This window comes from Ensifer sp. R1-3 (assembly GCF_056739175.1).
The window spans coordinates 355,491-381,042 of record NZ_CP096516.1 but is presented as its reverse complement, the minus strand read 5'-3'; the positions used below and the strand labels follow the sequence as shown (position 1 = coordinate 381,042).

Below are 25,552 nucleotides of genomic sequence, written 5' to 3'. Positions count from 1 at the left end.
GCGTCGCTCCAAATCGCTGCACACTTCTGGGCGCCATGCGTTAATGTCCTAACGATGATCCGGTTCCCAAATCATGTCAATGTGAATAATAATATCATGACAATTATTCGAAAGGTGCTCAAAAGCTGAGCATTCGCCTCAAATGACGAGCAGCAGCGCCTCAGGCTCACCGAGCGCAAGAGAGGCGACGATGCCGAGCCCGGACTTCAGCTCCTGCTCGGTCGTCGAGCCGAGCGATATCCTGACCGCCGGACGCCAACCGCTGTCTGCCGTCCGGAAGGACGCACCCGGCGCAATCGCCACCCCGCGCAAGCGCGCCTGGGAAACGAAGGCATCTTCCTGGTGTCCCTCGGGTAGCGGCAGCCAGACATGCAGGCTCTGCGGATGGGTGTGGTGGCCAAGGCTTGCCAGAACCTCCTTGGCGATCGCGTGGCGAGTGGCGAGCGCCCGGCGCTGCCAGTTCACGAGTTCGCTCGCCGTGCCGTCGCTCACCCATTGCGTTGCGATCTCTGCAATCGCGGGGGTCGCCATCCAGTTCGAAACCAGATGCCGGTTGGCGACGGCGGCCACGTAGCGGTCAGGCGCCACCAGATAGCCGATCCGGAGGCCCGGCACGGTGATCTTGGTGAAGCTCGTCACATAAAGCGTGCGCTCCGGCGCCAGTGCGGCGACCGGGGGCAAACGTTCCTCCACCAGGGGACCGAGAATGTCGTTTTCGATGATGGCGATGTCATGCCGGCGCGCCACCTCCGCCAGCGCTGCCCGCCGCCCGGCGCTCATCAGGGTCGCGGTCGGGTTGATTACCGAGGGCTGCAGGAAGACCGCTCGGATCACGCCCTTGCGGCAGGCTTCGTCCAGCGCATCCGGGATCATGCCGTCGCCGTCTATCGCGAGACCCTGAAGGTGGATGCCGAGATAGGTCGAAAGCGGCACGAGCGTATGATGGCTGATGGCCTCCGTCGCGACCGTCGAACCGGGCGGTGCGACACTCATCAGCGCCACGGTCATGGCCGAGGTGGCGCCGTTCGTCAGGTTGATGTTTAGCGGCGAAACATCGAGCCCGCAGCGCAAGAGCCATTCTGCCGCGACATTGCGGTGACGCGGGAACACCATGTTCGGGCGGAAGGAAAGCGCCGAGCTCGGCGGCAGGTTCTCCGCAAGCCAGGCAAAACCCTGCCGCATCTTTTCCAGATGGTATTGCTCGCATACGGGTTTCAGGATCGAAAGATCGATCAATTCGCCAAGGCGCTCCGGCAGATAGGGCGGCTCCGGCTCGCGCGGCCGCGTCTGCACGAAGCTGCCGCGTCCGACCTCGCCGGATATCAAGCCGCGCCGGATGAGCTCGTCATAGGCGCGGCTCACCGTCTGCACCGAGAGCTTCAGATCGTCGGCGAGCTTGCGATGCGTCGGCAGCCGCATGCCGTTCTGGAGTCTCCCCTCCTGTATGGCGCGGGCGAACTGGTCCGCCAGAGAGAGATAGGCGGGGCGGCGCAGAAGTGTCGTGTCGGGCGTCCAATTTGTCATGATTTGAACAGTGATCAAAATCAGCTCAATTGACAATGTAAAAGTGAGCACCCAATGTCATTTCCCGGCTTTGACGTGACCACTACCGACGGAAGGACCTCTTAATGAAGCTCGATGCGATCGATCTGCGGATCCTCGAAGCGATCCAGGCCGACGGGCGTATCACCAAGCTCGCGCTCGCCGAGAAGGCCGGCCTGTCGCCGACGCCCTGCTGGATGCGGCTCAGAAAGCTGGAGAAAGCCGGCATCGTCACCGGCTATCACGCCCGCGTTGCGCTGCGCCGCGTGGCGCCGGTCGCCAGCGTCATGATGGAGGTGACGCTCGGCAATCACCGCCAGGCTGATTTCGATCGGTTCGAGCGCGCCATCGCCGCAATTCCCGAGATCGTCGCCTGCTGGTCGGTCGGCGGCGGGGTGGACTATATCCTCAAGATCATGACGGCGGACATCGACGCCTACCAGCGGCTGGTCGACGGGCTGCTCGAAAGGGAACTCGGTATCGACCGCTATTTCACGTACATCGTCACGAAGACGGTAAAGGAAGAAACGGTGCTGCCGTTCGGCTCGCTGTTGCCGCAGGCGCCGGCAGGGCAGGAATAGTCGGCAGAGGGTGTAGCCACCCCCTTCGCATCGGCACGCCACATAGACAATCTCTCTCCCTGTTGCCCCCACTTTGGTCAAACTCTCTCCGCCGTCACCGCCGATTGGACAATCTCTCTCGACAACCATGGCACTCTTTCCGCAACAGTCGAGGAGAACCGATATGACCGCCGTCTTTGCGCGCACAGCCTTTCACGACGCGTTGAAAAACCTGAACGACCGGCAATTGCTGCGGGAGCTGGCCTATGTCGGCGGCCGATGGGTTGCCGGGCGGGACGGTACATGCCTGGAGGTGAGCGACCCGACCAGCGGCGCTGCCCTCGCCTTCGTCGCCTCGCTCGACGCTGCCCAGACCTCCGAGGCGATCGACGCGGCGCAAAAGGCATTCAGGTCCTGGCGCAACATGCTGCCGCAGGCGCGCGCCGCCATCCTGCGCAAATGGCACGACCTGATGCTCGAAGCCCGCGAGGATCTCGCCCTGTTGATGACCCTTGAACAGGGCAAGCCGCTTGCCGAGTCGCGCGGCGAGATCGACTACGCGGCATCCTTCATCGAGTGGTATGCTGAGGAAGGCAAACGCCTCAATGCCGAAAGCGTGACGAGTCATCTTGCCGGGGCCGAAATGATCGTGCGCCGCGAAGCGCTCGGCGTCGTAGGCATCGTCACGCCCTGGAATTTCCCTTCGGCGATGATCACCCGGAAGGCGGCCGCCGCCCTTGCCGCAGGCTGCACCGTGGTGGCGCACCCATCCTCCGAAACCCCTCTTTCGGCTCTCGCGCTCGCCGAACTCGGCGAGCGCGCCGGCCTTCCCGCAGGCGTCTTCAATGTCGTCACCGGCAAAGCCGCAACGATCGTCGGACGAATGTGCGAGGACGCGCGGGTGCGCGCCATGAGCTTCACCGGCTCCACCGAGATCGGCCGGCTGATCGCCTCCCAATGTGCGCCGACGATGAAGCGGCTGGTGATGGAGCTCGGCGGGCATGCCCCCCTCATCGTCTTTGCGGATGCGAATGTCGAGAAAGCCGCCGATATTGCGATCGCCGCGAAGTTCGCGACGTCAGGACAGGACTGCCTTGCCGCCAATCGGATCTACGTCGAGCGGCCCGTACTCAAGGCATTCCAGGAAGCTTTTGCCGCACGAATTGCCGGCTTGAAAGTCGGTTCCGGGATGGAGCCGGATACGGATATCGGTCCGCTGATGCACGAACGCGCCGTCGCCAAGGTCGAGGAACAGGTTGCGGATGCTCTGAAGCTGGGCGCCGGGCTTGCCGTCGGCGGCAAGCGCCACGCCGCCGGGCCGCTCTTCTTCCAGCCCACCCTTCTAACGGATGTGCCCGACGACGCGCTGATCATGCGCGAGGAGACCTTCGGCCCCGTTGCGGCCGTAACCGCCTTCGACAGCGAAGAGGAAGTAGTCGCGCGGGCGAACGACACGGAATACGGGCTCGTCGCCTATGTCGTGACCGAAAACGGCGCCCGCCAGATGCGGCTCGCCCGCGCCCTCGAATACGGCATGGTGGCAGTCAATCGGGTGAAGATCACCGGCGGCCCGATCCCCTTCGGCGGGTGGAAACAATCGGGCCTCGGCCGGGAAGGCTCCCGCCATGGCATGGAGGCCTTCACCGAGCTCAAATATCTATGCATCGACACCGCTGCCTGACCTGAGCGATTCCGGCAACACTGCGCAGCGGTTTTGCGTCTGGAATTGTGCGAAAACAACAGGATAGAGCGTTTTCGCGGTTCGGCCGAAATGCTCCGGATTTCATGAAAGGAAAGACCATGCTCGAAAGAAGCAACGAACTCACCGCCTGGGACCGCGACCACTTCTTCCATCCCTCGACCCATATGGGGATGCATGCGCGTGGCGAGACCCCGACCCGCGTGATCGGCGGCGGCGAAGGCGTCTACATCACCGATATTTCCGGCAAGCGCAGCCTCGATGCCTTTGCCGGCCTCTATTGCGTCAATGTCGGCTACGGCCGCCAGAAGATCGCCGACGCGATTGCCGAACAGGCGAAGAACCTCGCCTACTACCACGCCTATGTGGGCCATGGCACTGAAGCGTCGATCCGGCTTTCCAAGATGATCATCGACCGGGCGCCGGAAGGCATGAGCCGAGTCTATTTCGGGCTTTCGGGCTCCGACGCCAACGAAACCAACATCAAGCTGATCTGGTACTACAACAACATTCTCGGCCGCCCGGAAAAGAAGAAGATCATCTCGCGTTGGCGCGGCTATCACGGCTCGGGCGTGATGACCGGTTCGCTGACCGGCCTTCATCTCTTCCACAACGCCTTCGACCTGCCGCGGGCGCCGATCCTGCACACGGAAGCGCCCTACTACTTCCGCCGTCCCGATCGCTCGATGAGCGAAGAGCAATTCTCGCAGTATTGTGCCGACAAGCTGGAAGAGATGATCCTCGCCGAAGGTCCCGACACCGTTGCCGCCTTCATCGGCGAGCCGATCCTCGGCACCGGCGGCATCGTGCCGCCGCCGAAGGGCTATTGGGAGAAGATCCAAGCCGTCCTCCAGAAATACGATATCCTGCTGGTCGCCGACGAGGTGGTCACCGGCTTCGGCCGTCTCGGCACCATGTTCGGTTCCGACCATTACGGCATCAAGCCGGACCTGATCACCATCGCCAAGGGCCTGACCTCGGCCTATGCGCCGCTTTCCGGCACGATCGTCTCCGACAAGCTCTGGCAGGTGCTGGTGAAGGGCTCGGACGAACTCGGCGCAATCGGCCATGGCTGGACCTATTCGGCCCATCCGATCTGCGCCGCCGCCGGCATCGCGAACCTGGAACTGATCGACGAACTCGGCATCGTCGAGAATGCCGGTTCGACGGGCGCCTATTTCCGGGCCGAACTGCAAAAGGCCGTGGGCGATCATCGCCATGTCGGCGAAGTGCGTGGCGACGGCCTGATGGCGGCGATCGAGTTCGTCGAGGACCGCGACGATCGCGCCTTCTTCGATCCGGGCCGCAAGGTCGGACCGCAGGTCGCAGCAGCGCTCCTCGAACGTGGTGTCATCGGCCGGGCCATGCCGCAGGGCGACATTCTCGGCTTCGCGCCGCCGCTCTGCCTGACGCGCGACGAAGCCGACATCGTCGTCAAGGCGGCAGCCGACGCCATTCAGTCCGTACTCGGCCGCTGAGGAAAATGCGCATGATGCATTCCGTTCCGAAGACCATGACCGCGGTGCTTTTGACAGGGCACGGCGGATTGGAGAAGCTCGTCTACAGCCGGGACGTACCCGTCCCGGCTCCGGCTGCCGGCGAGGTGCTGATCAGAGTCACTGCCTGCGGCATGAACAATACGGACGTCTGGGTGCGCGAAGGCGCCTATGGGACGGAGGACGATCCGTCCGCCGTCTCGACGTGGCGCCGCCACGGCAATACGCTGACCTTCCCGCGCATTCAGGGCACCGACACGGTCGGCCATATCGTTGCCGTCGGCGAGGGCGTCGACCGGGCGCGGATCGGCGAGCGCGTCATGGTCGACTTCTCGATCTACAACCGCGACGACGACAGTCTTGCCGACATCGATTACATGGGTCATGGCCGCGATGGCGGCTATGCCGAATATATGGCGCTTCCGGCCGAAAACGCCCATGTGGTCGCGACCGACCTGACCGATATCGAGCTTGCCACCTTCTGCTGCGCTTATCTTACTGGCGAGCGGATGTTGGAACGGGCGCGGCTTGCCGCCGGCGAGACCGTCCTCGTGACCGGCGCCTCGGGTGGCGTCGGCTCCGCGATCATCCAGCTCGCCCGCGCTCGCGGCGCCGTTCCGATCGCTGTAGCCGGACCGGGCAAGGAAGCGGCGATGCTCGACATCGGCGCGCAAGCCGTCGTGACCCGCGGTCAAGGCGACCTCGCAGAGGCGGTGGAGGCGGCAAGCGGCGGCCGACCGATCGATGTCGTCGCCGATCTCGTCGGCGGTCCCCTCTTCAACGATCTCCTGAAGATCCTGCGCCCGGAAGGCCGCTACACCACCGCCGGCGCGATCGCCGGGCCGGTCGTGCAGCTCGATCTCAGGACGATGTATCTGAAGCAGTTGGAGCTGCACGGATCGAGCCAGGGCAGCCGCGCCGATTTCCGCCGCCTCGTCCGCTATATCGAGGAGAAAAAGATCCGGCCGCTCGTCGGCGGCGTCTATCCGCTATCGGAGTTCCATCGGGCACAAACGGACTTCATGGCGAAGAACTTCGTCGGCAAGCTCGTGGTCGTGCCTGATTAAGGGTACGACGGCGCGGGCGGCAGAGCGGGATGGATCAGCTTGCAGGACGATATACCCCCACTGCCCTGCCGGGCATCTCCCCCACAAGGTAGGGCTTTCGCATATGGCCGATTTCGAGGAATCGAATGGCGAACAGAACGGAATCGCATCGAGAACAAACCCTTCGATGTTCCATGCCTGTTCCGCATATGCGATTCCCCTGCCCCACAAGGGGGGAGAATACAAGCGTTTCACTCTTTGCCCCCACAGCAGGTCCCCGCATACAGGAATCCTTGTTGAGACGCTGAGCGCGCCTCAAATGGTCTCCCCCCTTGTGGGGGAGATGGCCGGCAGGCCAGAGGGGGTGAACCTGCTCTGGATCATTCCTCATCCAGTTCTAACTCTGAAGGCTCGCAAATGCCTCCGCGATCCGTTGCGGCGCCTTGGGGCGCGCATACATCCGCTCGAGATACGCCTTAAGATTTGGAAAGTCATCGAGCAGGCCGTTTTCATTGCCCCAATCCAGAACATAGGCGGTTACGCAATCGGCGATACTTATCCTGTCGCCGACGATAAATTCCCGCCCTTTCATGTGCTGTTCGAGCACCGCTGCCATGGCCAGGAATTCTTCCTTGGCTAGCGCAATGTCTTCCGGCAACCGCTTTTCCTCGGGATAAAGAAACGTGTGCTTAGCCATCCGCCACAGTGGCTGTTCGAGTTCGGTGACCGCGAACAGAGACCAGCGATACGCCTGCGCCCGCTCCTTCAGGTCCGCTGGCATAAGCCCTTTGCCGCCATATTTTTCCGCCAGATACATGACGATCGCGGCAGATTCCGTGAGGACGAAGTCGCCATCGACCAGCACCGGAAGCTTGCCCGCCGGATTGAGCCGCAGGAAGTCGGGGTGATGGGCCTCGCCCGCCACTATGTTGACGGGCACGAACTCGAACTCCGCATCCAGCTCCTGAAGCGCCCAACGGGCGCGAAGCGAGCGCGTCGGACCTAATCCATATAGTTTCATCATTTCGGTTCTCCTGATCTTCCTGATCGTCCAAATGGCCACCTGCAAGGACGTTGGAGGAAAGGCCGTGCCGACAGCGGGTCGCAAAAATTTGGTAAACGGGGTCGCCTTGCCACCCTCGCGCTACAAGCGCCGGCCGGCGGCGTCGAACCAGTGCAGGCTTCCGGCCACCGCTGCGACCTCGACCTCCTCGTCGATCATCATGCGGGAGCGGCCGGCAACCCTGAAGACGAGCGGCTCGCCGTTCGCCAGGGTGCCGTGCACATAGCTTTCGGCGCCGACGAGTTCCACGGCGCCGACGCGCACGCGGGCTCTGAAACGCTCGCCGCCGTCCGTGTCACCGGCGAGGGTAATGTCCTCAGGTCGGATTCCGATTGTCGCAAGCCCCGGCTTCCCGACGAGAGCCGCCGGGGCCGACCAGGCAGCATTGCCGGTATTGAGATCGAGAAGGTTCATCGAAGGCGAGCCGATGAAGGTTGCGACGAATGCCGTCGCCGGGTTCTCGTACAGCTCGATCGGCGTACCGACCTGCTCGATCCTCCCCCCGTTCAGAACCACGAGGCGGTCGGCGAGCGTCATCGCTTCCAGCTGGTCGTGGGTGACGTAGACGCTCGTCGTGCCGAGCGCCCGCTGAAGGCGCTTGATCTCGACGCGCATCTGGACCCTGAGCTTGGCGTCGAGGTTCGAGAGAGGCTCGTCGAACAGGAAGGCGGCAGGCTCCCGGACGATGGCGCGCCCCATGGCCACACGCTGGCGCTGCCCGCCTGAAAGCTGCCGTGGCTTTCGATCCAGGAAGGGCTCAATCTCCAGGGACTTCGCCGCCTTGGCTATGCGGCGCTCGATTTCTTCCTTCGGCGTGTTGCGGTTCTTCAGGCCATAGCTGAGATTCTGACGGACCGTCATATGCGGGTAGAGCGCGTAGTTCTGAAAGACCATAGCAATGTCGCGCTCGGAAGGCTCCAGCCCGTTGACGACGCGGTCGCCGATGGAGACCTCGCCCGACGTGATGCTCTCGAGCCCCGCGATCATCCTCAGCAGCGTCGATTTTCCGCAGCCGGAAGGGCCGACGAGCACGATGAACTCGCCGTCGGCAATCGCAAGCGAAACGCCGCGGATCGCGGCGATGTCGCCGTGATAGGTCTTGTGGACATCCTTGAGAGTGATCGTTGCCATTACTTCTCCGTTTCGACGAGGCCCTTGACGAACCAGCGCTGCATCAGGACGACCACCGCGACAGGCGGGATGATCGCGAGGATGGCGGTCACCATAACGTAGTTCCACGGGGTCGATGCGTCAGTGAAATCGACCATCTTCCTGAGGCCGATGATGATCGTGTTCATCCGGCTGTCATTCGTGACCAGCAGCGGCCAGAGATACTGGGTCCAGCCGTAGATGAAGAGGATCACGAAAAGCGCCGCGATATTGGTCTTTGAAAGCGGCAGCAGAATATCCCGCATGAAGCGGAACGGCCCGGCATTGTCGATGCGCGCCGCTTCCACGAGTTCGCCCGGGATGGTGAGAAAGAACTGCCGGAACAGGAAGGTCGCCGTCGCCGACGCCATCAGGGGAAGCGTCAGTCCCGCATAGGTGTCGATCAGTCCGAGATCGACGATCACCTTATACGTCGGCAGGATCCGCACCTCCACCGGGAGCATCAGCGTGATGAAGATCATCCAGAAGAAGGCCATGCGCAGGCGGAAACGGAAGAACACGATGGCGAAGGCCGAGAGGAAGGAAATGACGATCTTGCCGACGGCGATCGCGATCGCCACCACGAATGTGTTGAACAGCAACCGTTCGAGACTGACGCCGACCACACGCTCGACTCCACCGGAAAGCGCTTCGCTATAATTCTCGGCAAGCCGCGTGCCGGGAACGAGCGGCATAGGCGGCCGGATGATCTCGACCGAGCTCATGCTTGAGGCGACGAAGGTATAATAGATCGGGAAAACCACGATGATGATGCCGATGATCAGCATCAGGTGCCCGATCAGGTTGGAGATGGGGCGCTTTTCAATCATTGGCGATCTCATCCATAGTGGACACGCCTTTCGACGAACCGGAACTGAAAGGCGGTAAGCCCAATGACGATCGCCATGAGGATCACGGACTGGGCCGCGGACGAGCCGAGGTTCAGGTTGACGAAGCCGTCGTTATAGACCTTGTAGACCAAGGTTTCCGTCGCCCTAGCCGGCCCTCCGCCCGTGACCGAGTGGATGATGCCGAACGTATCGAAGAAGGCGTAGACGGTGTTGACCACGAGCAGGAAAAAGGTCGTCGGCGCCAGCAGCGGGAAGATGATCGTCCAGAAACGCCGGGTGCCGCGCGCTCCATCGATCGCCGCCGCTTCGATGAGCGACTTGGGTATGGCCTGGAGCCCGGCGACGAAGAAGAGAAAATTGTAGCTGATCTGTTTCCAGGCCGCTGCAACGACGATCAGCATCATGGCGTGATTGCCGTTCAGCAACGGATCCCAGTGAAAGCCGTTCCGCCTCAGCATATAGGCGAAGGTGCCCATCGCCGGATTGAACATGAAGAGCCACAGCATGCCGGCGACGGCCGGTGCGACGGCATAGGGCCAGATCAGCAGGGTGCGATAGAAGGTCTTCCCGCGCACGACGCGGTCGGCGGCCGTGGCGAGAAGCAGGGCGACGCCCATCGCGAGCAGCGCGGTGAGGACGCTGAAGATCCCCGTGACCTTCAGCGAGTTGAGATAATTCGCCTCCGAAAGCACGGCGCTGAAATTGGCAAAACCGACGAAGCCGCTTTTCAGGCCGAACGGGTCTTCACGGATCACCGATTGGTAGAGCGCCTGGCTTGCCGGCCAGAAGAAGAAAACGATCGTCAAGACGATCTGCGGAGCGACGAGCAAGTAAGGGAGGATTTTGTTCGGAAAGACGACACGCTGCACGAGCAATCTCCTGGATCACGATGACCTCGGGGCCGGATCGGCCCGAGATCACGTCAGGGCGGCATGACCGCAGAAAGCCCGACGCCGTCGAACGACGGCGCCGGACACCTGCCTCGATCAATTGCTGATTGCTGCTGCGATTGCGGCGTCGCCGCGTTCGACCGCCTTGTCGAGCGCCGTCTTGGCATCCTGTTGCCCTGACAGCATCGCTTCGAACTCCTCGTTGAGGATGTCCCTAACCTGGGGCAGGTTGACCAGCCGGACGCCCTTCGAGTTTTCGGTCGGCGCCTTGCCCATCATCTGCAGGAGCGGCGTTTCGCGCCCGGGGTTCTTCTCGTAGAAGCCCGACTTCTTCGTTTCCTCGTAGGCGGCCATCGTGACCGGCATATAGCCCGAGATCTGGTGCAGCTTGGCTTGAATCTCGGTCTGGGAAAGGAAGTTGAAGAACTCCGCTACGCCCTTGTATTCCTCGTCCGACTTGCCGGCGAATACCCAGAGGCTCGCTCCGCCGGGGATCGTGTTCTGCGGGCCGTGGCCCTCGTAATAGGGCAACTGGCCGATGCCGTAGTTCACGCCGCTCTTGGCGATGTCGCCGAGACCGCCAGAAGACTCGGTCAGGATGGCACATTCGCCTGAGGTGAAGAGCTGCTTTGCCTCCGAGGTGCGCCCGCCATAGCGGAAGGCGCCGTCCTTGGCGAGATCCGCAATCGCCTGGAAATGTTCCACGTAAAGCGGCGCGTTGATCTGCAGCTTCACGTCGGTTCCGCCGAGGCCGTTTTCATTGGTTCCGTAGGGCACGTTGTTCCAGGCGGCGAAGTTCTCCGTCTGGATCCACGTCAGCCAGGTCGACGTCATTCCGCAAGGCGCCGCACCGCTCGTCTTGATCTTCTTCGCCGCTTCGAAGACTTCCGGCCAGGTCTTCGGCGGGTTGTCGACGTTCAAGCCCGCCTTCTGAAAAGCGTCCTTGTTGTAATAAAGGATGGGCGAGGAGGAGTTGTACGGAAAGGACAGCATCGTTCCGTCCGGCTTCGAATAATAGGCGACGATCCCGGGCAGATACTGCGATTTGTCGAAGGTGAAGCCGCCCTTCTGGAGGATCTCCGCTGCCGGCACGATCGCGCCCTCGGCGGCCATCATCGTGCCGCTGCCGGCATCGAACACCTGAATGATCGCCGGCGGCTGCTTCGACCGGAAAGCCGCGATGCCGGCATTCAGTGTCTCGGGATAGGTGCCCTTGAAGACAGGCACCACCTTGTAGGTGCTCTGGCTCTCGTTGAACTCCTTGGTGAGTTCCTCGATCATTTCGTTATTGGCACCCGTCATTGCGTGCCACCACTGCAGTTCCGTGGCGGCCTGCGCCTGAAAAGCGAAGCCGAATGCAATCGTTGTGGAAATGGAAATCAACCGCATAATATTCTCCTCCCTTGTACTCAACCACACCCGAGACGTTCGCCGACACTCCCGATGTCAAGCAAACGACTCGTTTCCTCTCCACTGCGTCTTTCCTTGAATCCCGACTGATTCGAAGACAAAAACAGCAGCAAATCAAAGTGCTATAGCCGCCTTTTCACATCCAGCACCGCCTCGATCCAAATAGAGTAGAGCCGGCGATTGTCGAGAGCCCTCGCGGAGAGGGTCTTAAGACTCTTTCAGCGGGAGAGTGCCGCATAAAAAACGGAGGTCAAGTCAAAAGGAACATCTTCCTTGCCGCAGTTGTTTGGCGTCGGACGTAGGGCGAGTGCGAATGGCGGCCCGTCCGGAAAGATTGTGAGGACGAATGACGAGAGTACTTGTGGTCGGCGCCTCCGGCCTGATCGGCTCGGCCGTGTGCGCAGGGCTCCATGGCCGTGGAAGCGAGATCGTCCGCGTGGTCCGGCCCGGCTCGGCACCAAGCTCCCACACGGCCGGCAAAGCCCTAGAACTCGACCTTCGGTCCGTCGGCCCTGAAGACTGGCTGCCGCATCTCTCAGGCATCGACGCCGTAGTAAACTGCGCGGGAACGCTCCAGGACGGTCCGGGGGAGGATACGACGGCAGTCCATGCCCGCGGTCCCGCCTCGCTCTTCAAGGCCTGCGAGCAGGCGGGCGTGCGCCGCGTCATCCACTTCTCGGCAATGGGGGTCGACAGGGCCCAGCCCTCGCCCTTTTCGCGCACCAAGCTTCAGGGCGACGAAGCGCTAATGGCATGCGATCTCGACTGGGTCATCCTGCGCCCCTCCGTCGTGCTCGGCCCTGGAGCCTACGGCGCAAGCGCGCTTTTCAGGGGCCTCGCCGCACTGCCCTGGCTGCCGGTCATGCCGAATACCGGATTGCTTCAGGTCGTGCGCCTCGAGGACGTGGTGCGCACGGTCGAGATGTTCGTCAACCCGAATGCTCCTTCGCGGCTCACTCTCGAGGTTGCGGGACCTGAGGCCCTGTCGTTCAAGGACGTGGTGGGCACCTACAGGCGCTGGTTCGGATGGCCCGCTGCTCGCGTCGTAAACATGCCAACCCCGCTCGCGAATCTCACCTACAAGCTCAGCGACATCGCCGGGGCTCTGGGCTGGCGACCGCCGACCCGCAGCACCGCACAAAAAGAGATCGGGCGCGGCGCCGTCGGCGACAACAGGGCATGGGTTGAGAAAACCGGGATAGAACCGATGGCGCTCGCAGACGCGCTGGCGAGAACGCCGGTTTCAGTCCAGGAGCGCTGGTTCGCCAAGCTCTATCTGCTCAAGCCCGTCATCTTCGTCGTCCTCCCGCTCTTCTGGATCACGACGGGCGTCATCTCGCTCACATCGGGGTATGAAATCGGCGTTGATCTGATGGAACGGGGAGGCGCCGGCGTTCTTGCGGGGCCGAGCGTCATCGCCGGAGCCCTCGCCGACATCCTGATCGGTATGGCAATCGCGGTTCGCCGCACAAGCCGCATCGGCCTTTATGGCGCGGTCGGCCTCTCGCTTTTCTATGCGATCGCCGGCACGGCCCTGCTCCCGGAATTGTGGAACGAGCCGCTTGGACCGCTTCTGAAGATCTGGCCCATCCTGGTGCTGCATCTCGCTGCCCTTGCTATCCTGGAGGAGCGTTGATGCTGTACTTCGTTCTGAAGTTCCTGCACATCATCGGCGCCTCCGTCCTCCTCGGCACGGGCGCCGGGATCGCATTCTTCATGCTCCTGGCGCATCGGACCGGCCGCACGGAAACGGTTGCGGCCGTGGCCCGCATCGTCGTCATCGCCGATTTTCTTTTCACCGCCACCGCCGTGGTGTTGCAGCCCGTCACGGGGATCGCCCTTGCATGGAACGTCGGCTATTCACTCGCGGAAGGATGGATCCTGCTTTCGCTTCTCCTCTACGTGGTCACAGGCGCATTCTGGCTGCCGGTCGTGTGGATGCAGATGGAAATGCGCCGGCTCGCCGAAACGGCAAGCAAGGCCGGCGAGCCGCTGCCGAAGCGTTATCATCAACTCTTCCGCCTGTGGTTCGCCTTCGGCTTCCCGGCCTTCGGCGCCGTCCTCGCGATCTTCTGGCTCATGATCACGCGGCCGATACTCGAATGGTAAACTCGAAGGCGGGTTGACCCGATTTGAATCGGAGCCCCCCGCGGTTCTCCCACCGATTGGAGAATGTGATTTCGACCGGCAAAGAGCGGGTCAATGACGGGATCATCCTTCACTATTCCACCTTGAGAATGCCGACCTCTTGCTTAATGATGCGTGATGATTGATGCGCGATGAGGCGAACATGAGAACGACCTTGGCTATTGACGACGATGTCCTGATCGCCGCAAAGGCAATGGCGACCCAACAGCAGCGGAGCGTCGGCGAGGTAATTTCCGAACTGGCGAGGCGTTCTCTGCGCCGGCCGCGCAGCGGCGGCGAGCGTAATGGAATTCCTCTCCTGTCGCCTCGTCCGGACGCACCGCCCGTGACGCTCGAGATCGTCAACGCCCTGCGTGACGAACGGGCGTGACTTTCCTGCTCGCCGTGGTGAGGACCTGCCGCTTCACGCGCGCCCGACGGCGCTTCGTATCCGATCCCTGGTAAAAGGCAGATCGTAAAGGCGCTTGCCGGTCGCATCCCTGATCGCGTTGGCGACGGCTGCGGCGGCCGGGCCCTGGGCCGCTTCCCCGGTGCCGAGGAAAGGTTCCCCGGGACGCTCGACGATATGGACCTCCACGCTTTCCGGGACACTTGCGAAGCGCAGGATCGGATAGCTCGACCAATCGGTGCTGGTGATCCTGGTCCGGTCGAAGGCCACGGCCTCATAGAGCGTCCAGCTGATCGACTGCAAAATTCCGCCTTCGGTCTGATTGCGGATACCGTCCGGGTTGACGATCTCGCCGCTGTCGATGGCGGAAACGGCGCGGATCACATGAACACGGCCCGTTTCGGGCTCGACATCCACCTCCATCGCCACCGCCAGATAGGCGGCAAGGTTCTTGTAGCGGGCGAAGCCGAAGCCGCGTCCGCGGTTGCGGGGCATCTGCGCCTTGTCCCAGCCGAACCGCTCCGCGGCCAGCTCGATCACGGCACGGGCTCGCGGGTCCTCCATGTGGCGTAGCCGGAATTCGACCGGATCTGCTTCGGCGATCAGCGCCAGCTCATCGATCGTGCTTTCGATGGCGAAGACATTGGCATAGGCCCCAAGCGCGCGAAGCGCCGATACGCGAAGCGGCATGTCGGCCAGGAAATGCCAGAGCACGCGCTTGTTCGGGATCACATAGAGCGGATCGGCATTTCGGTCGCCGTTGCCCGACGGGCTGATATTGAGCTTGGCAGGCTTCGGCTGAAAGGCTTCGGCCTTGTGGCGCGCCGCGAGGAGCGCACCGGCGCCGCCCGGGCGGGTGGAGTGGGTATTGCTCCAGAGGTCATAGGCCCAGCTGGCGATCCTGCCCTGATCGTCCAGTGCGGCGCTGATCTTCATGAGCATTGCAGGACCATAGGGCTCCCAGCTGTGCTCCTGCTCCCGCATCCACTGGACCCGGATCGGCTTGCCCCGTAGCTTGCTGGCGATGAGGGCCGCATCCGCAGCCGCGTCATCGGCTCCATTGTGGCCGTAACAGCCCGACCCTTCCATATGGATGACGTGAACCTTGTCCTCCGGCATGGCCAGCATCTCGGCGATCGCCGCCCGATCGGGAAAGACACCCTGCGTGTGCGACCACACGTCCAGTGACCCGTCCGCCTTCATCTGCGCGACGGCGCAGGACGGACCGATCGAGCCGTGGATCTGATAGGGCCGGCTAAACGTCGCCTCGAATATCTTGCCATCAGACGAAAGCATGCCGGCCTCGGCGACCGTCCCCACCTCGCTCTCGAGCCTCTGCAGTTCCGCCGGCAGGTCGGTCTGGTCGGGGAGCGTCTCGCTTTCCTGCCACTGCGCGGCCGCCGCCAGCGTCCGCATGGCGTTCACCGCCTGGAACTCTTTCGAGGCCACCACCGCCAGGAAATTGCCGTCGCGCACGACCGAGACGACGCCCGGCAGCGCCTCGGCGGCGCTCGCATCCACCTCCGCAAGCCTGGCAGCGGAGCTCGGCGGGCGTACGACGCGCGCATGCAGCATGCCTTTCAGGCGAAGATCATGAACATAGGCCGGCTGGCCCGTCACCTTACCCGGGATGTCGACGCGCGGCAGTGTTTTGCCGATCACGCGGAAAGTACCAGGCGGCTTCAAGGCCGATTGCGGTTGAGCTTCCACGTGCAGCATCTGTCCGGAAACGAGCTCGCCGTAGGTCGCCAGCCGTCCGTCTTTTGCCAGCACCGCCTTGTTTTCCGCCTTGAGTTCCGTCGCCGCCATGCCGAAGCGCCTGGCAGCTTCGGCGAGAAGCAGGGCCCGCACCTGGGCTGCAGCGTTCCTGATGGCGGTACCGCTGTTTTGCATCGACTGGCTGCCGGCCGTGAACCCTTCATTGGGGGTTCGGCCGGTGTCGGCCGTTATCAGCCGGATCTCCGCGGGGTCGACTTCGAGCTCCTCGGCGGCAACCTGCAACAGGGCCGTTCGAATGCCCTGCCCGAGTTCCGCCTTGCCGGTGAAGACCGTGACCGAATTGTCGGGATCGATGCGGATCCATGAATCGAGGAAGCGCTCGTCGTCAAGGCTGCCCGGCAGGGACACTGGCGGAGCCGGCGGCATTGCCGGCGGAAGCTCCTGGGCAAATGAGCGGCCGAGCGAGAAACCGACGACAAGCCCGCCGGCACCTGCGATGACGCTGCGGCGGGTGATTTCTTCCTGAAGAATGCCCATCAGCCGGCCCTCCCCTGGTCAGTGGCAGGCAACGAGGCGGCCTGCATCAGTTCGCCGGCGCGCCGGATCGCCGCGAGAATCCGCATATGGGTGCCGCAACGACAAAGATTGGTCGCCAGCGCCTCGCGGATTTCCTCTTCGCTCGGCTGCGCGTTACGGCGCAAAAGCGCATGCGCGCTCATCATCATGCCCGGAATGCAATAGCCGCATTGCGCCGCCTGCAGCTCGATGAACGCCTCCTGCAGCGGCCCCGGCTCGTCGATCGTTCCCAGGCCCTCGATGGTGGTGACCTCCCGCCCTTCCAGCAGCATGATCGGTACCATGCAGGAAAGCACCGCCTCGCCATCGACGACGACGGTGCAGGAGCCGCACTGCCCAAGTCCGCAGCCGTATTTGGCCCCGTTGAGCGCCAGCTCGTCGCGCAGCACGTAAAGCAGCGGCGTCGTGGGGTCTGCGTCGATCTGATGCGGGCTGCCGTTGACCGTCAGCGATATCATCTTCAATCCTCCTCGGCGCCGACATGGTGCGGCGCCCTTTCAATGCCGTCAGAGGGCCGGACTGCCACCTTGTAGGTCCCGGAACGGGTTCTGGCCGTCTGCTCGACGAGCCCCGCCCAGGGTGGCTCCTCAGAGAACCGCTCGCGCATGTAGGCAAGGAGATCGGCCACCTGGTGATCGTTGAGCAGATGCCGGAAAGCCGGCATCACTGCGCTCGCTTCTCCATCGGCCGGCGGAAGGCCGAACAGCACCACGTTGACGATGTTTTGCGGGTCCGGCGCATTGACGGCGGTGCTGAGTTCGAAATTCAGCCCCCCGAAGGGCTGGCGCCGCCCGCCCTCGTGACAGCTTGCGCAGGCGGCAAGATAGATCGCCTCGCCAGGCTGGCTGCCTGACGCACTGACCGGTGAACGCTGGCTATCCGCCGTCTGCTCCGGGCGTTGCCCTTCAAAAGCCTCGCGCAACTGCGCCGCCCTTTGCTCGCGTTCCGGCGTCGGGGCGCCCATGATCGATCTGACATAGGTGGCGATCGCCGCGATATCGCTGTCCGGCAGGAAGGCGAGATTGCCGGTCACCTCGGCCATGGGTCCGCGCGAAACGCCGTGGAATTCGTGCCAGCCATTGCGAAGATAGAAGGCGAGATCCTGCTCGTCCCAGGGGATCGGCGCCTTCGACTCCGTGTTGATCGCATAGGCCTGCCAGCCTTCCGCTTCGCCGCCGCCGAAGTGCCGGTCGCGGTCTTCGGCGCCGAATGGATTGCGGGGCGTATGGCACGCGCCACAGTGGCCGAGGCCCTCGGCAAGATAGCGCCCGCGGTTCCAGGCATCGCTCTGGCCGGGATCCGGCTCCCGCTCGCCGCTGTCGAGGAAAAGGAGCTTCCAGCCGGCAAGCAGAGGCCGGAACTTCAGGGGAAACGGAAGGTCGTTTTCCGGCGCCTCGGCTTTCACCGCAACACGCGTCATGAGGAAAGCGTAGAGGGCGCGATTGTCGTCTGCCGATACACGCGTGAAGTGCTCATAGGGAAACGCCGGATAGAGATGGCTTCCCTCCCGGTCGACACCTTCCCTCATGGCGCGCTCGAATGCCGCCTCGCTCCAGCCGCCGATGCCTGTTTCGCGATCAGGGGTGATGTTGGTGGAGTAGATCGTGCCGAAGGGGGTGGGCAATGCAAGGCCGCCGGCAAATGCCGGTCTCCCAGGCACGGTGTGGCAGGCGATGCAATTGCCGAGCGCCGCCAGTTGGGCCCCCTTGGCGACCAACTCCGCTGCAAAGCGCGCCTCTGCGGCCGTGGTGTCTTCGGGGATCTCCGAACGCCACGCGAATAAAAAGAAAGCAGCGGCAGCCACAAGGATGACTGCCGCGATGCCGATCGCCACCCTCAAAGCTCGCATCGGGAATCTCCGCCGATGGCGGGAAACGCCGCAATTGCCGATGTGTTCCGAGCGGCTTTGATGTTTGCGCGACGTAAACGCTACCCCGGAACAGATGCGCGCGCCTGTGGTTACACAGCCAGCCAATCAGTGGAGTTCCGAAAATGACCAAGACCAATGTCGAGCAGGCCCAGAAGGACGCACGAAAACAGGCCGAGAACACGAGCGGCGGCGGCCATCTGGGGGGCACCTATTACGGCCAGGAGCCGGATGCCAAGACAGCGACGACGGTGAAAAAGAAAGGCGACAAGGCCAGGCCCAACGATGGCCGGAATTAGCTTTGCCGCGACCCAGGGAGGTCTCGATGCCCGTCTATCAGCGGCTTCCGGTAAGGCCCGTGCCGGGCGCCATGGTCGTGAAACTCTACCACTCCGGCGATGCGGTGCGGGGATATGTGCGAAAGGTCACCGACCCCTCCGAGGATGACGTCATCTTTCCCGGAGAAGAAATGGAGGCTGAGTCGGCCTTCAGACTGGCGGCGAGCCACAGCGAAGGCTCGATCCCGATCTATGTCGAGCTCGTCGAGGACGTCGAATGGGATCCGTCCTGGGGCACGTTGACCGGCTGATCGACAGTTTCACGCACGGCCGCCGGCGCCAATCCCTGAACGCAGCTCCCGGAAGGTGACCGAATAGCGCAGGCGCTCTACGGGCGGGATGGAATGCTCCCATTCGGATCTCGCGGCGCCGGAGAGGAGATATGCCGAGCCCGGCTCGAGAATGACCGAGGTCCGCTCCCATCTGCCGGCCCGCTTTCGGCGCAGCCTGAATGTGCAGGAAGTGAGCAGCGATATCCCGACGACATCGCCGAACACAGCCTTGTCCCTGTGCCAACCGATCGGGGCCCCGACGTCGTATTCGGTGACCAGTGCCTGCTGGAGTCCCTCCGCCGGCAGTCCGGCAAAGTCGGCCGCCAGTTGCCGGAGCGGCAGAAGCAGCGGGGGGATGGCATCGATCCTCCGGACCGTTTCGGTGTCGAAGTCGTACTTCCAGCCGAATGAAACCACCCGTCTCTTGCCCTCGTAGCCGTGAAAGTCGAAAGGCTTGAAGGGAAGTTCCGGCAGTGCCTCCAGAAGTGCCTCCTGGAGCTTCCGCGGAACGATACCCGCTTGGTAGCGGAAGCCCTCAGGCAGATTGCCGGGCGGGTTTCCGAATAGGTCTCCTTGCATTGAAGCACCTCGTATTCGACGCAGGCCCTCACATCGAACAGCTATCGAGCCCGCACGTTCCCGCAGCGTAAAGCAGAAATGTTCTACCGCGCGGATTGGGGGAGAATATCAACCAGGCTGACCGGACGCAGGCCTCTCGCATCCACCCCCACATCGAACTGCCGTGGCATCGGCTTCAACCTGCCGTGGGAATGGCCGTGCAGGTTGATCGACTTCTTCCCCATCTGGTTCCAGGTCCGGAACGGATAATGGCAAAGGACGAGCAGCCGCCCATCCACCATCAGCTCCGCATAATGCTGCACGCTGTGCCAGCCGCCCGCCCCGGTCGTGTCGTTCGGATCGTTGTTGCCCACGATCAGATGCTTGCGGCCGTTCAGCCGGGACAGAATATCTTCGGCAAGCCCGTTTCTCTTTGCCGCGAAGTCGCCAAGGTGCCAGACCTCGTCCTGCGGCGAGACGGTTTCGTTCCAATTGGCGATCAGGGCGGCATCATGCTCGGCCATGTTGGAAAATGGACGGCGGTCGATGCGAAGCACACGCGGGTCGCCGAAATGCGTGTCGCCCGTGAAATAGATCATCTCGCCAATCGCTGTCCCTGCCCGGCCGCGGTCGTGCCGCATGCGAATAATCTTCGGAACATTCATCCGATTGCCGGGTTCTGGCAACCCCTGCCGTCGCGCGCGACTGACCTGCGCCGCTCCGGGCGCAAGATGCGGCGGCCGATGCAAATCGAGAGGGTGCGCCATGCCATCTCCCGACCGAACGCCGAAGGCGGCACCCATCCCGCCTGCCGGCTCAGCGCTGATCCTGCTGAAGATCAACGGCGTCGACCATTCGCTTTCGATCGACCCGCGCACGTCTCTGCTGGACGTTCTGCGTGAACATTTGAGCCTTACCGGGCCCAAGAAGGGATGCAACCAGGGCGCCTGCGGGGCCTGCACGGTTCTGGTGGACGGCCAGCGCGTCCTGTCCTGCCTGTCGCTGGCGGTTCAGCTCGAAGGCCGGGAGATCACCACGATCGAAGGCATTGCCAGCGGCGAGCTTCACCGGCTTCAGGTCGCATTCATAGAGCATGACGGTTTCCAATGCGGATATTGCACGCCCGGGCAGATCTGTTCGGCGATCGGAATGTTCCAAGAGTTTCAGAACGGCTTGCCGAGCGCCGTGACCGGGGATATGGCCGCGGCCAGGATCGAGTTCTCGGACGCTGAGATCAAGGAACGCATGAGCGGCAATCTCTGCCGTTGCGGGGCTTATGTCGGCATCTGCGAGGCGATCCACAGCGCATTTGACCGCGAGGTGGCGAAATGAAGAGCTTCGCCTATGCGAGAGCAGCAGATCTGGAAGCCGCGGTGAAGCTCCTCTCCAAGACGCCGAATGCGAAGCTCCTCGGCGGCGGCACGAACCTCGTCGATCTGATGCGCGAGAACATCGAACAGCCGGACGCGCTGGTCGATGTGACCGGGCTGCCCCTGGACCGGATCGAGGAGCGGCCGGACGGCGGCCTTGTTATCGGTGCTACGGTGAGGAACACGGCGGTCGCCGGCCATCCGGTGGTGCGGGACCGCTATCCGCTTCTAGCCCAGGCGATCGTGTTCGGGGCATCGGGCCAGATCCGCAACATGGCGACCGTTGCGGGCAACCTCATGCAACGGACGCGTTGCCTCTATTTCTACGACCACGCCGCGCGCTGCAACAAGCGTGCACCGGGAGCGGGATGCGATGCGATCGGGGGCTTCAATCGCATGCACGCGATCCTCGGAGCCTCGGACAGCTGCATCGCCACGCATCCGTCCGATATGTGCGTCGCCCTGGCGGCTCTCGATGCGAAGGTGAACGTCATCGGGCCCGGCGGCGCGCGTACGATTGCCTTCGAGGAGTTCCACCGTTTGCCTGAGGATACACCCGATATGGAGACCGACCTGCAGCCCGGCGAACTCATAACCGGCATCGAGATCCCGCCGCTCGGCTTTGCCAGGCGCTCGCTCTACAGGAAGGTCCGGGACCGCGCGAGCTATGCTTTTGCCCTGGTCAGCGTGGCTGCCGCTCTGGAGGTCGACAGCGGCAAGGTCAGGAACGTCCGCCTGGCACTCGGCGGCGTAGCGCACAAGCCGTGGCGGGCTACCGAAGCCGAGCGCGTTCTGGCGGGAGCGAACGCTGGCGCGGAGAGCTTCAGACAGGCGGCGGAAGCCGAACTCGCGCCGGCAAGAGGCCTCGCCCATAACGAGTTCAAAATCGAGTTGGCGAAGCGCACGATCGTCGGCGTGTTGGGCGAGTTGGCCGGAGGGTAAGATGAGCGTCCTGCAGAAGCTTATGGAAACCGTCGTCCAGTTCATGCCCGACAAGGCGCCGGACCCGCTCCTCCACAAACATGGTTACCTCGGCACGCCCGTCAGCCGCGTCGACGGGCAACGGAAGGTGAAAGGTGAAGCGCGCTTCGCCGCGGAATTCGAGATCGAAAATCTGGCCTATGCCGTTCCCGTCTGCAGCACGATCGCCAAGGGGCGGATTACCACGATCGACGCCTCCGATGCCGAGAGGAGCCCAGGCGTAATAGCCACCGTCACCGCCCAAAACGCACCGAAGATGAAACGGCCGCCGCTGATGGATGTAAGGCACATGGACAAGGGCTTCGCGGCCAGTGACCTCGCTGTCCTGCAGGACGGCGAGATCAGTTGGGATGGGCAGCCCGTCGCGGTTGTCGTTGCCGAAACGCTGGAACAGGCGGAGCATGCGGCTTCGCTCGTGCGCGTCGAATATGTTGAGAAAACAGCGCGCGTCTCATTCGAGGATCTCAAGGCGGAAGCGACCGTGCCGTCCGCCGTCATGGGCGAAGATCCGGAACTCGCGATCGGCAACCCTGAGAAGGCTTTCGCGGCGGCGGCATTCAAGGTCGACAACGTCTATCGGACACCGCACTACAACCACAACGCCATAGAGCCGCATGCGGCGATCGCCGCCTGGGACGAAGACGGCAGGCTGACGGTTTTCGACTCGACCCAATTCGTAAACGGCTGCAAGCATGCACTCGCCGGCATATTCGGCCTCAACGCGGAGAACGTTCGCGTCATCGCGCCTTTCGTCGGCGGCGGCTTCGGCGGCAAGGCCGCCTTGTGGAACCACACCGCGCTTTGTGCGGCGGCGGCCAAAGTAGCCAATCGCCCCGTGAAGATGGCGCTCTCGCGCGAAGAGGTTTTCCGCCTCATCGGCGGCCGCACGCCTTCGGAACAGCGCGTTGCGCTCGGCGCCGACGAGGATGGAAAATTCGCCGCGATCATTCACACCGGGGTGACCGCGACGACGACCCACGCCAAGTTTCCCGAACAATTTTCATTGACCCCGCGGCATCTCTACGCCTCGCGGACAATGTCCGTCGGTCAGAAGGTCGTCAATCTCGATACCGTCGCCAACACATGGATGCGTGCGCCGGGGGAATCGATCGGCACTTTCGCTTTGGAATCGGCCATCGACGAACTCGCCTACGAGATGAAGATCGATCCGGTCGAACTTCGCCGCTTGAACGAGCCCGAAAAAGATCCGACGAAGGGCACGGAATTTTCGAGCCGTCATCTCGTCGAGGCCTTTCGGCGCGGCGCGGAAAAGTTCGGCTGGAGCGGGCGGCCGGCCGAACCGTGTTCGCAGCGCGATGGAAAGTGGCTGATCGGGCAAGGCGTCGCGACGGCCTATTACCCAGTCTTCCGCTTTCCCGCCGCAGTTCGCCTTCGCATTTCCGCCGATGGCAGTGCAGTCGTGCAAGCGGCGGCGAACGAAATGGGCATGGGAACGGCAACGGTGCAGATTCAGCACGCAGCCGACCGTCTCGGCCTGCCACTTGAGATGGTTTCATTCCGCTACGGAGACTCCGACCTGCCGGATTCGCCAATCATCGCCGGCGGCTCTAGCCAGACCGGCAGCATTGCCGCAGCGGTGCAGGTGGCCGTCGAAAAGGCCCATCGCGAACTCGTCAAACTCGCGGGTAACGGCTCGCCGTTGGCGGGCGCGAACGTAGAGATCGAGGCGCGTGACGGCGGGCTCTTCGTGTCCGGCGAGGAAAGCAGGGGCGAAACCTACGCCTCGATCCTGAAGCGCGCCGGCCGTGACTTCATTGAAGTGGAAGAGACTTCGGGAATGCCATTCGAGGTGATGAAGTACTCCATGGCCTCCTACGGCGCGCAATTCTGCGAAGCTCGCGTCAATCATGAATCGGGCGAAGTGCGGATCTCGCGCTGGCTCGGCTCCTTCGATTGCGGCCGGATCCTCAATCCGAAAACGGCCGTCAGCCAGCTTCGCGGCGGGATCGTCATGGGGATCGGCATGGCTCTCGCCGAGGAAACCCTGCTCGACACGCGCCGCGGGCGGATCATGAATCCGTCACTGGCCGAATATCATGTCCCGGTGCATCTCGACGTGCCGCATATCGAGATCATCTACAACGACATTCCCGACGAGCATACGCCTCTCGGCGCACACGGGGTCGGTGAAATCGGCATAACGGGCGCGGCGGCGGCAATTGCGAATGCCATCTTTCACGCGACTGGAAAACGCATTCGCGATCTGCCGATAACGCTCGACAAGCTGCTATGAGAGTGGTTTCAGAGCTACGCACTCTTGCTCGGAAGCGCCTTAGGCCCGTCCATCCCGGATCATCGAAAAATAGTCGTCGAGGCCGACCTGACCGCCCTTGAGAGCGACCTCCATGCCGTCCACCCTGGGATCGGCGCTATGCGCGGTGCAGAGGGGGGAGCCGGGCGACTGCGGAAGCGGCAGCCGCAATGTAAGCGCGTCGAAAGAGAGCTGGCCAAGGGCGTGGCTCGACGTATCTCCCCCGGCGACGACAGCGCGGCGGAGCCCGGCGCGCGTCACCAGCTCTCTCAGGAGCGATCCGAGCCGTTCACCGATCCGGTGGCGCGAGCCATCCTCAACAGGAATGGCATCGCCCCGATCGGCAGAGGGGCCGAGCGCGGTGTAGAGAAGAACGCTCCGGCCCTTCTCCAGAGAGGCCAGCCCGCGCGCGACGGCATCCTCGAGTGCCGAGCCGGCATCCGTCGCCGCGAGTGCGACTGCATCGAGCGCGATCCCGTCGAAACCGTTCTGGATCGCATGACGGATTTGCCGCTCCGTCGTCGGAGAGACGCTGCCGGAAACCACCGCGATCCGGTCGACCGGTCCAGGCGGCGCGAATGCCGGCGCTTCGCCGATCAGGCCAAGGCGACGCCATTCGCGAACGAGTGCATATTCAATGCCGGACGAGCCGCAGACGAATTGCCCTTCGGCCGTTCGCGTCCGCCAGAGCTGCCGCCCGACGACGGCTTGGCTCCCCTCATCCGCGACATCGAGAAGGACGAGTTGGTGATCCGCGAGAGCCCTGTCGGCGAACGCGTCCACGTCCGGCGACGCGAGTTGCACGAGATCTACAAGAGCCGCGCTGAGCGATGTCTGACGCGAAAGGTGAAGGCGGATATCCGCCTCGTTCATGGGGGTTACCGGATGCCTGCTCATCACCGGATGGCGATCGATGCGATAGGTTTCGCCGCGAAAGGCGGCGAAGAGATTGCCGAAGGCGGTGTAGCGACGGATCTGCGGTGCGCCGATGACGAGCGGTACCGGTGCGGCGCCGAAGACATCCCGTCCGATCTCGATCGCCTTGCCTATGTTGCCGACACCGGGGCTCGAATCGAAGGTCGAGCAGACCTTGTAATGGGCGATCTCCGCCTTCAGCGCCTTCAGCCACAGAAAGGCCGGCGGAAGGTTTTCCGCCATCCAGCCCGGCGTCTGGCTGCGGCTGGTGCCCGCGAGCCCAAAGGCGCGGCAACGGGCGAAGCGCTCGAAGAGCGAAGGCTCGGGCACCTTGAGAAACAACGCGGTTTCGACGCCCTGGGAGGAGAGTGCCTCCATCACGTCGGTCGAGCCGGTCAGATCGTCGCCGTAGTAGCTGAGCAGGGGAATGTGCATCGGGACC

General features: G+C 63.1%; 24 protein-coding genes. 12 read left to right on the top strand and 12 right to left on the bottom strand.

Annotation, left to right across the window (positions count from 1 at the left end):
- Window positions 1-138: 138 nt before the first annotated feature.
- Window positions 139-1,524 (bottom strand): MocR-like ectoine utilization transcription factor EhuR, encoded by a 1,386-nt coding sequence (ehuR, locus tag M1D43_RS19130; protein WP_020479480.1) that lies wholly within the window; start codon window positions 1,522-1,524, stop codon window positions 139-141.
- A 104-nt stretch (window positions 1,525-1,628) separates the two neighbouring features.
- Between ehuR and M1D43_RS19125 the strand changes: the two genes are divergently transcribed.
- From M1D43_RS19125 to M1D43_RS19110, 4 genes are all read left to right on the top strand, one after another.
- Complete coding sequence (locus M1D43_RS19125) at window positions 1,629-2,123, top strand: Lrp/AsnC family transcriptional regulator (protein ID WP_003525883.1); 495 nt, start codon at window positions 1,629-1,631, stop codon at window positions 2,121-2,123.
- Window positions 2,124-2,286: 163 nt separating this feature from the next.
- A complete protein-coding gene (locus M1D43_RS19120; RefSeq protein WP_014530725.1) occupies window positions 2,287-3,783 on the top strand; it encodes an NAD-dependent succinate-semialdehyde dehydrogenase in 1,497 nt (498 codons plus the stop codon).
- Window positions 3,784-3,902: 119 nt separating this feature from the next.
- Entirely contained in the window at window positions 3,903-5,279 is a 1,377-nt protein-coding gene (locus tag M1D43_RS19115; protein ID WP_003525879.1) for an aspartate aminotransferase family protein, read from the top strand.
- 11 nt (window positions 5,280-5,290) lie between these two features.
- Entirely contained in the window at window positions 5,291-6,364 is a 1,074-nt protein-coding gene (locus M1D43_RS19110; RefSeq protein ID WP_014527483.1) for an alcohol dehydrogenase family protein, read from the top strand.
- Window positions 6,365-6,740: 376 nt separating this feature from the next.
- Here M1D43_RS19110 and M1D43_RS19105 read toward each other — a convergent pair whose 3' ends face one another.
- The 5 genes from M1D43_RS19105 to ugpB form a co-directional block, all read right to left on the bottom strand.
- Window positions 6,741-7,367, bottom strand: coding sequence for a glutathione S-transferase family protein (locus M1D43_RS19105; RefSeq protein WP_013849973.1), 627 nt, complete (start codon window positions 7,365-7,367; stop codon window positions 6,741-6,743).
- A gap of 120 nt (window positions 7,368-7,487) precedes the next feature.
- On the bottom strand, window positions 7,488-8,537 hold the full coding sequence (locus tag M1D43_RS19100; RefSeq protein WP_014530726.1) for a sn-glycerol-3-phosphate import ATP-binding protein UgpC: 1,050 nt from the start codon (window positions 8,535-8,537) through the stop codon (window positions 7,488-7,490).
- On the bottom strand, window positions 8,537-9,385 hold the full coding sequence (ugpE, locus tag M1D43_RS19095) for a sn-glycerol-3-phosphate ABC transporter permease UgpE (RefSeq protein ID WP_015008542.1): 849 nt from the start codon (window positions 9,383-9,385) through the stop codon (window positions 8,537-8,539). The genes M1D43_RS19100 and ugpE overlap by 1 nt, the downstream gene beginning before the upstream one ends.
- A gap of 8 nt (window positions 9,386-9,393) precedes the next feature.
- Entirely contained in the window at window positions 9,394-10,275 is an 882-nt protein-coding gene (gene ugpA, locus M1D43_RS19090) for a sn-glycerol-3-phosphate ABC transporter permease UgpA (protein ID WP_498814391.1), read from the bottom strand.
- A gap of 117 nt (window positions 10,276-10,392) precedes the next feature.
- Window positions 10,393-11,685 carry a sn-glycerol-3-phosphate ABC transporter substrate-binding protein UgpB gene (ugpB, locus tag M1D43_RS19085; protein ID WP_014530729.1) on the bottom strand — a complete coding sequence of 431 codons (1,293 nt, stop codon included), beginning with the start codon at window positions 11,683-11,685 and terminating at the stop codon, window positions 10,393-10,395.
- Between the two features lie 367 nt (window positions 11,686-12,052).
- Between ugpB and M1D43_RS19080 the strand changes: the two genes are divergently transcribed.
- The 3 genes from M1D43_RS19080 (at window position 12,053) to M1D43_RS19070 (ending at window position 14,224) form a co-directional block, all read left to right on the top strand.
- On the top strand, window positions 12,053-13,342 hold the full coding sequence (locus M1D43_RS19080) for an SDR family oxidoreductase (RefSeq protein ID WP_014530730.1): 1,290 nt from the start codon (window positions 12,053-12,055) through the stop codon (window positions 13,340-13,342).
- Window positions 13,342-13,815, top strand: coding sequence for a DUF2269 family protein (locus M1D43_RS19075; protein WP_015008545.1), 474 nt, complete (start codon window positions 13,342-13,344; stop codon window positions 13,813-13,815). The genes M1D43_RS19080 and M1D43_RS19075 overlap by 1 nt, the downstream gene beginning before the upstream one ends.
- 181 nt (window positions 13,816-13,996) lie before the next feature.
- Entirely contained in the window at window positions 13,997-14,224 is a 228-nt protein-coding gene (locus M1D43_RS19070; RefSeq protein ID WP_014530732.1) for a hypothetical protein, read from the top strand.
- 33 nt (window positions 14,225-14,257) lie between these two features.
- Here M1D43_RS19070 and M1D43_RS19065 read toward each other — a convergent pair whose 3' ends face one another.
- The 3 genes from M1D43_RS19065 to M1D43_RS19055 are packed head-to-tail and all read right to left on the bottom strand — an operon-like array spanning window position 14,258 to window position 18,386.
- A complete protein-coding gene (locus M1D43_RS19065) occupies window positions 14,258-16,498 on the bottom strand; it encodes a xanthine dehydrogenase family protein molybdopterin-binding subunit (RefSeq protein ID WP_014530733.1) in 2,241 nt (746 codons plus the stop codon).
- Complete coding sequence (locus M1D43_RS19060; protein WP_014530734.1) at window positions 16,498-16,995, bottom strand: (2Fe-2S)-binding protein; 498 nt, start codon at window positions 16,993-16,995, stop codon at window positions 16,498-16,500. Before M1D43_RS19060 ends, M1D43_RS19065 begins: the two co-directional genes overlap by 1 nt.
- 2 nt (window positions 16,996-16,997) lie before the next feature.
- Complete coding sequence (locus M1D43_RS19055; protein ID WP_014530735.1) at window positions 16,998-18,386, bottom strand: c-type cytochrome; 1,389 nt, start codon at window positions 18,384-18,386, stop codon at window positions 16,998-17,000.
- Between the two features lie 143 nt (window positions 18,387-18,529).
- Here M1D43_RS19055 and M1D43_RS19050 point away from each other — a divergent pair, with 143 nt between their 5' ends.
- Together M1D43_RS19050 and M1D43_RS19045 are read left to right on the top strand one after the other, a co-directional pair.
- Window positions 18,530-18,703 carry a hypothetical protein gene (locus tag M1D43_RS19050; protein WP_013849987.1) on the top strand — a complete coding sequence of 58 codons (174 nt, stop codon included), beginning with the start codon at window positions 18,530-18,532 and terminating at the stop codon, window positions 18,701-18,703.
- A gap of 26 nt (window positions 18,704-18,729) precedes the next feature.
- The gene (locus M1D43_RS19045; protein WP_010975274.1) at window positions 18,730-18,993 is read left to right on the top strand and encodes a hypothetical protein; all 264 of its coding nucleotides are present in this window, start codon (window positions 18,730-18,732) and stop codon (window positions 18,991-18,993) included.
- Window positions 18,994-19,002: 9 nt separating this feature from the next.
- Here M1D43_RS19045 and M1D43_RS19040 read toward each other — a convergent pair whose 3' ends face one another.
- A complete protein-coding gene (locus tag M1D43_RS19040) occupies window positions 19,003-19,593 on the bottom strand; it encodes an alpha-ketoglutarate-dependent dioxygenase AlkB (RefSeq protein ID WP_010975273.1) in 591 nt (196 codons plus the stop codon).
- A gap of 83 nt (window positions 19,594-19,676) precedes the next feature.
- Complete coding sequence (locus M1D43_RS19035; protein ID WP_014530738.1) at window positions 19,677-20,339, bottom strand: metallophosphoesterase family protein; 663 nt, start codon at window positions 20,337-20,339, stop codon at window positions 19,677-19,679.
- On the opposite strand from M1D43_RS19035, the gene M1D43_RS19030 reads away from it, so the two are divergent.
- The 3 genes from M1D43_RS19030 to M1D43_RS19020 are packed head-to-tail and all read left to right on the top strand — an operon-like array spanning window position 20,338 to window position 24,177.
- Window positions 20,338-20,904 carry a (2Fe-2S)-binding protein gene (locus tag M1D43_RS19030; protein ID WP_014527493.1) on the top strand — a complete coding sequence of 189 codons (567 nt, stop codon included), beginning with the start codon at window positions 20,338-20,340 and terminating at the stop codon, window positions 20,902-20,904. The two genes, M1D43_RS19035 and M1D43_RS19030, sit on opposite strands and share 2 nt — an antisense overlap.
- Window positions 20,901-21,884 carry an FAD binding domain-containing protein gene (locus M1D43_RS19025; RefSeq protein WP_014530739.1) on the top strand — a complete coding sequence of 328 codons (984 nt, stop codon included), beginning with the start codon at window positions 20,901-20,903 and terminating at the stop codon, window positions 21,882-21,884. Before M1D43_RS19030 ends, M1D43_RS19025 begins: the two co-directional genes overlap by 4 nt.
- A gap of 1 nt (window position 21,885) precedes the next feature.
- Entirely contained in the window at window positions 21,886-24,177 is a 2,292-nt protein-coding gene (locus M1D43_RS19020; protein ID WP_014530740.1) for a xanthine dehydrogenase family protein molybdopterin-binding subunit, read from the top strand.
- Window positions 24,178-24,216: 39 nt separating this feature from the next.
- On the opposite strand, the gene M1D43_RS19015 is transcribed toward M1D43_RS19020, so the two are convergent.
- On the bottom strand, window positions 24,217-25,545 hold the full coding sequence (locus tag M1D43_RS19015; RefSeq protein ID WP_014530741.1) for a four-carbon acid sugar kinase family protein: 1,329 nt from the start codon (window positions 25,543-25,545) through the stop codon (window positions 24,217-24,219).
- Window positions 25,546-25,552: the final 7 nt, after the last annotated feature.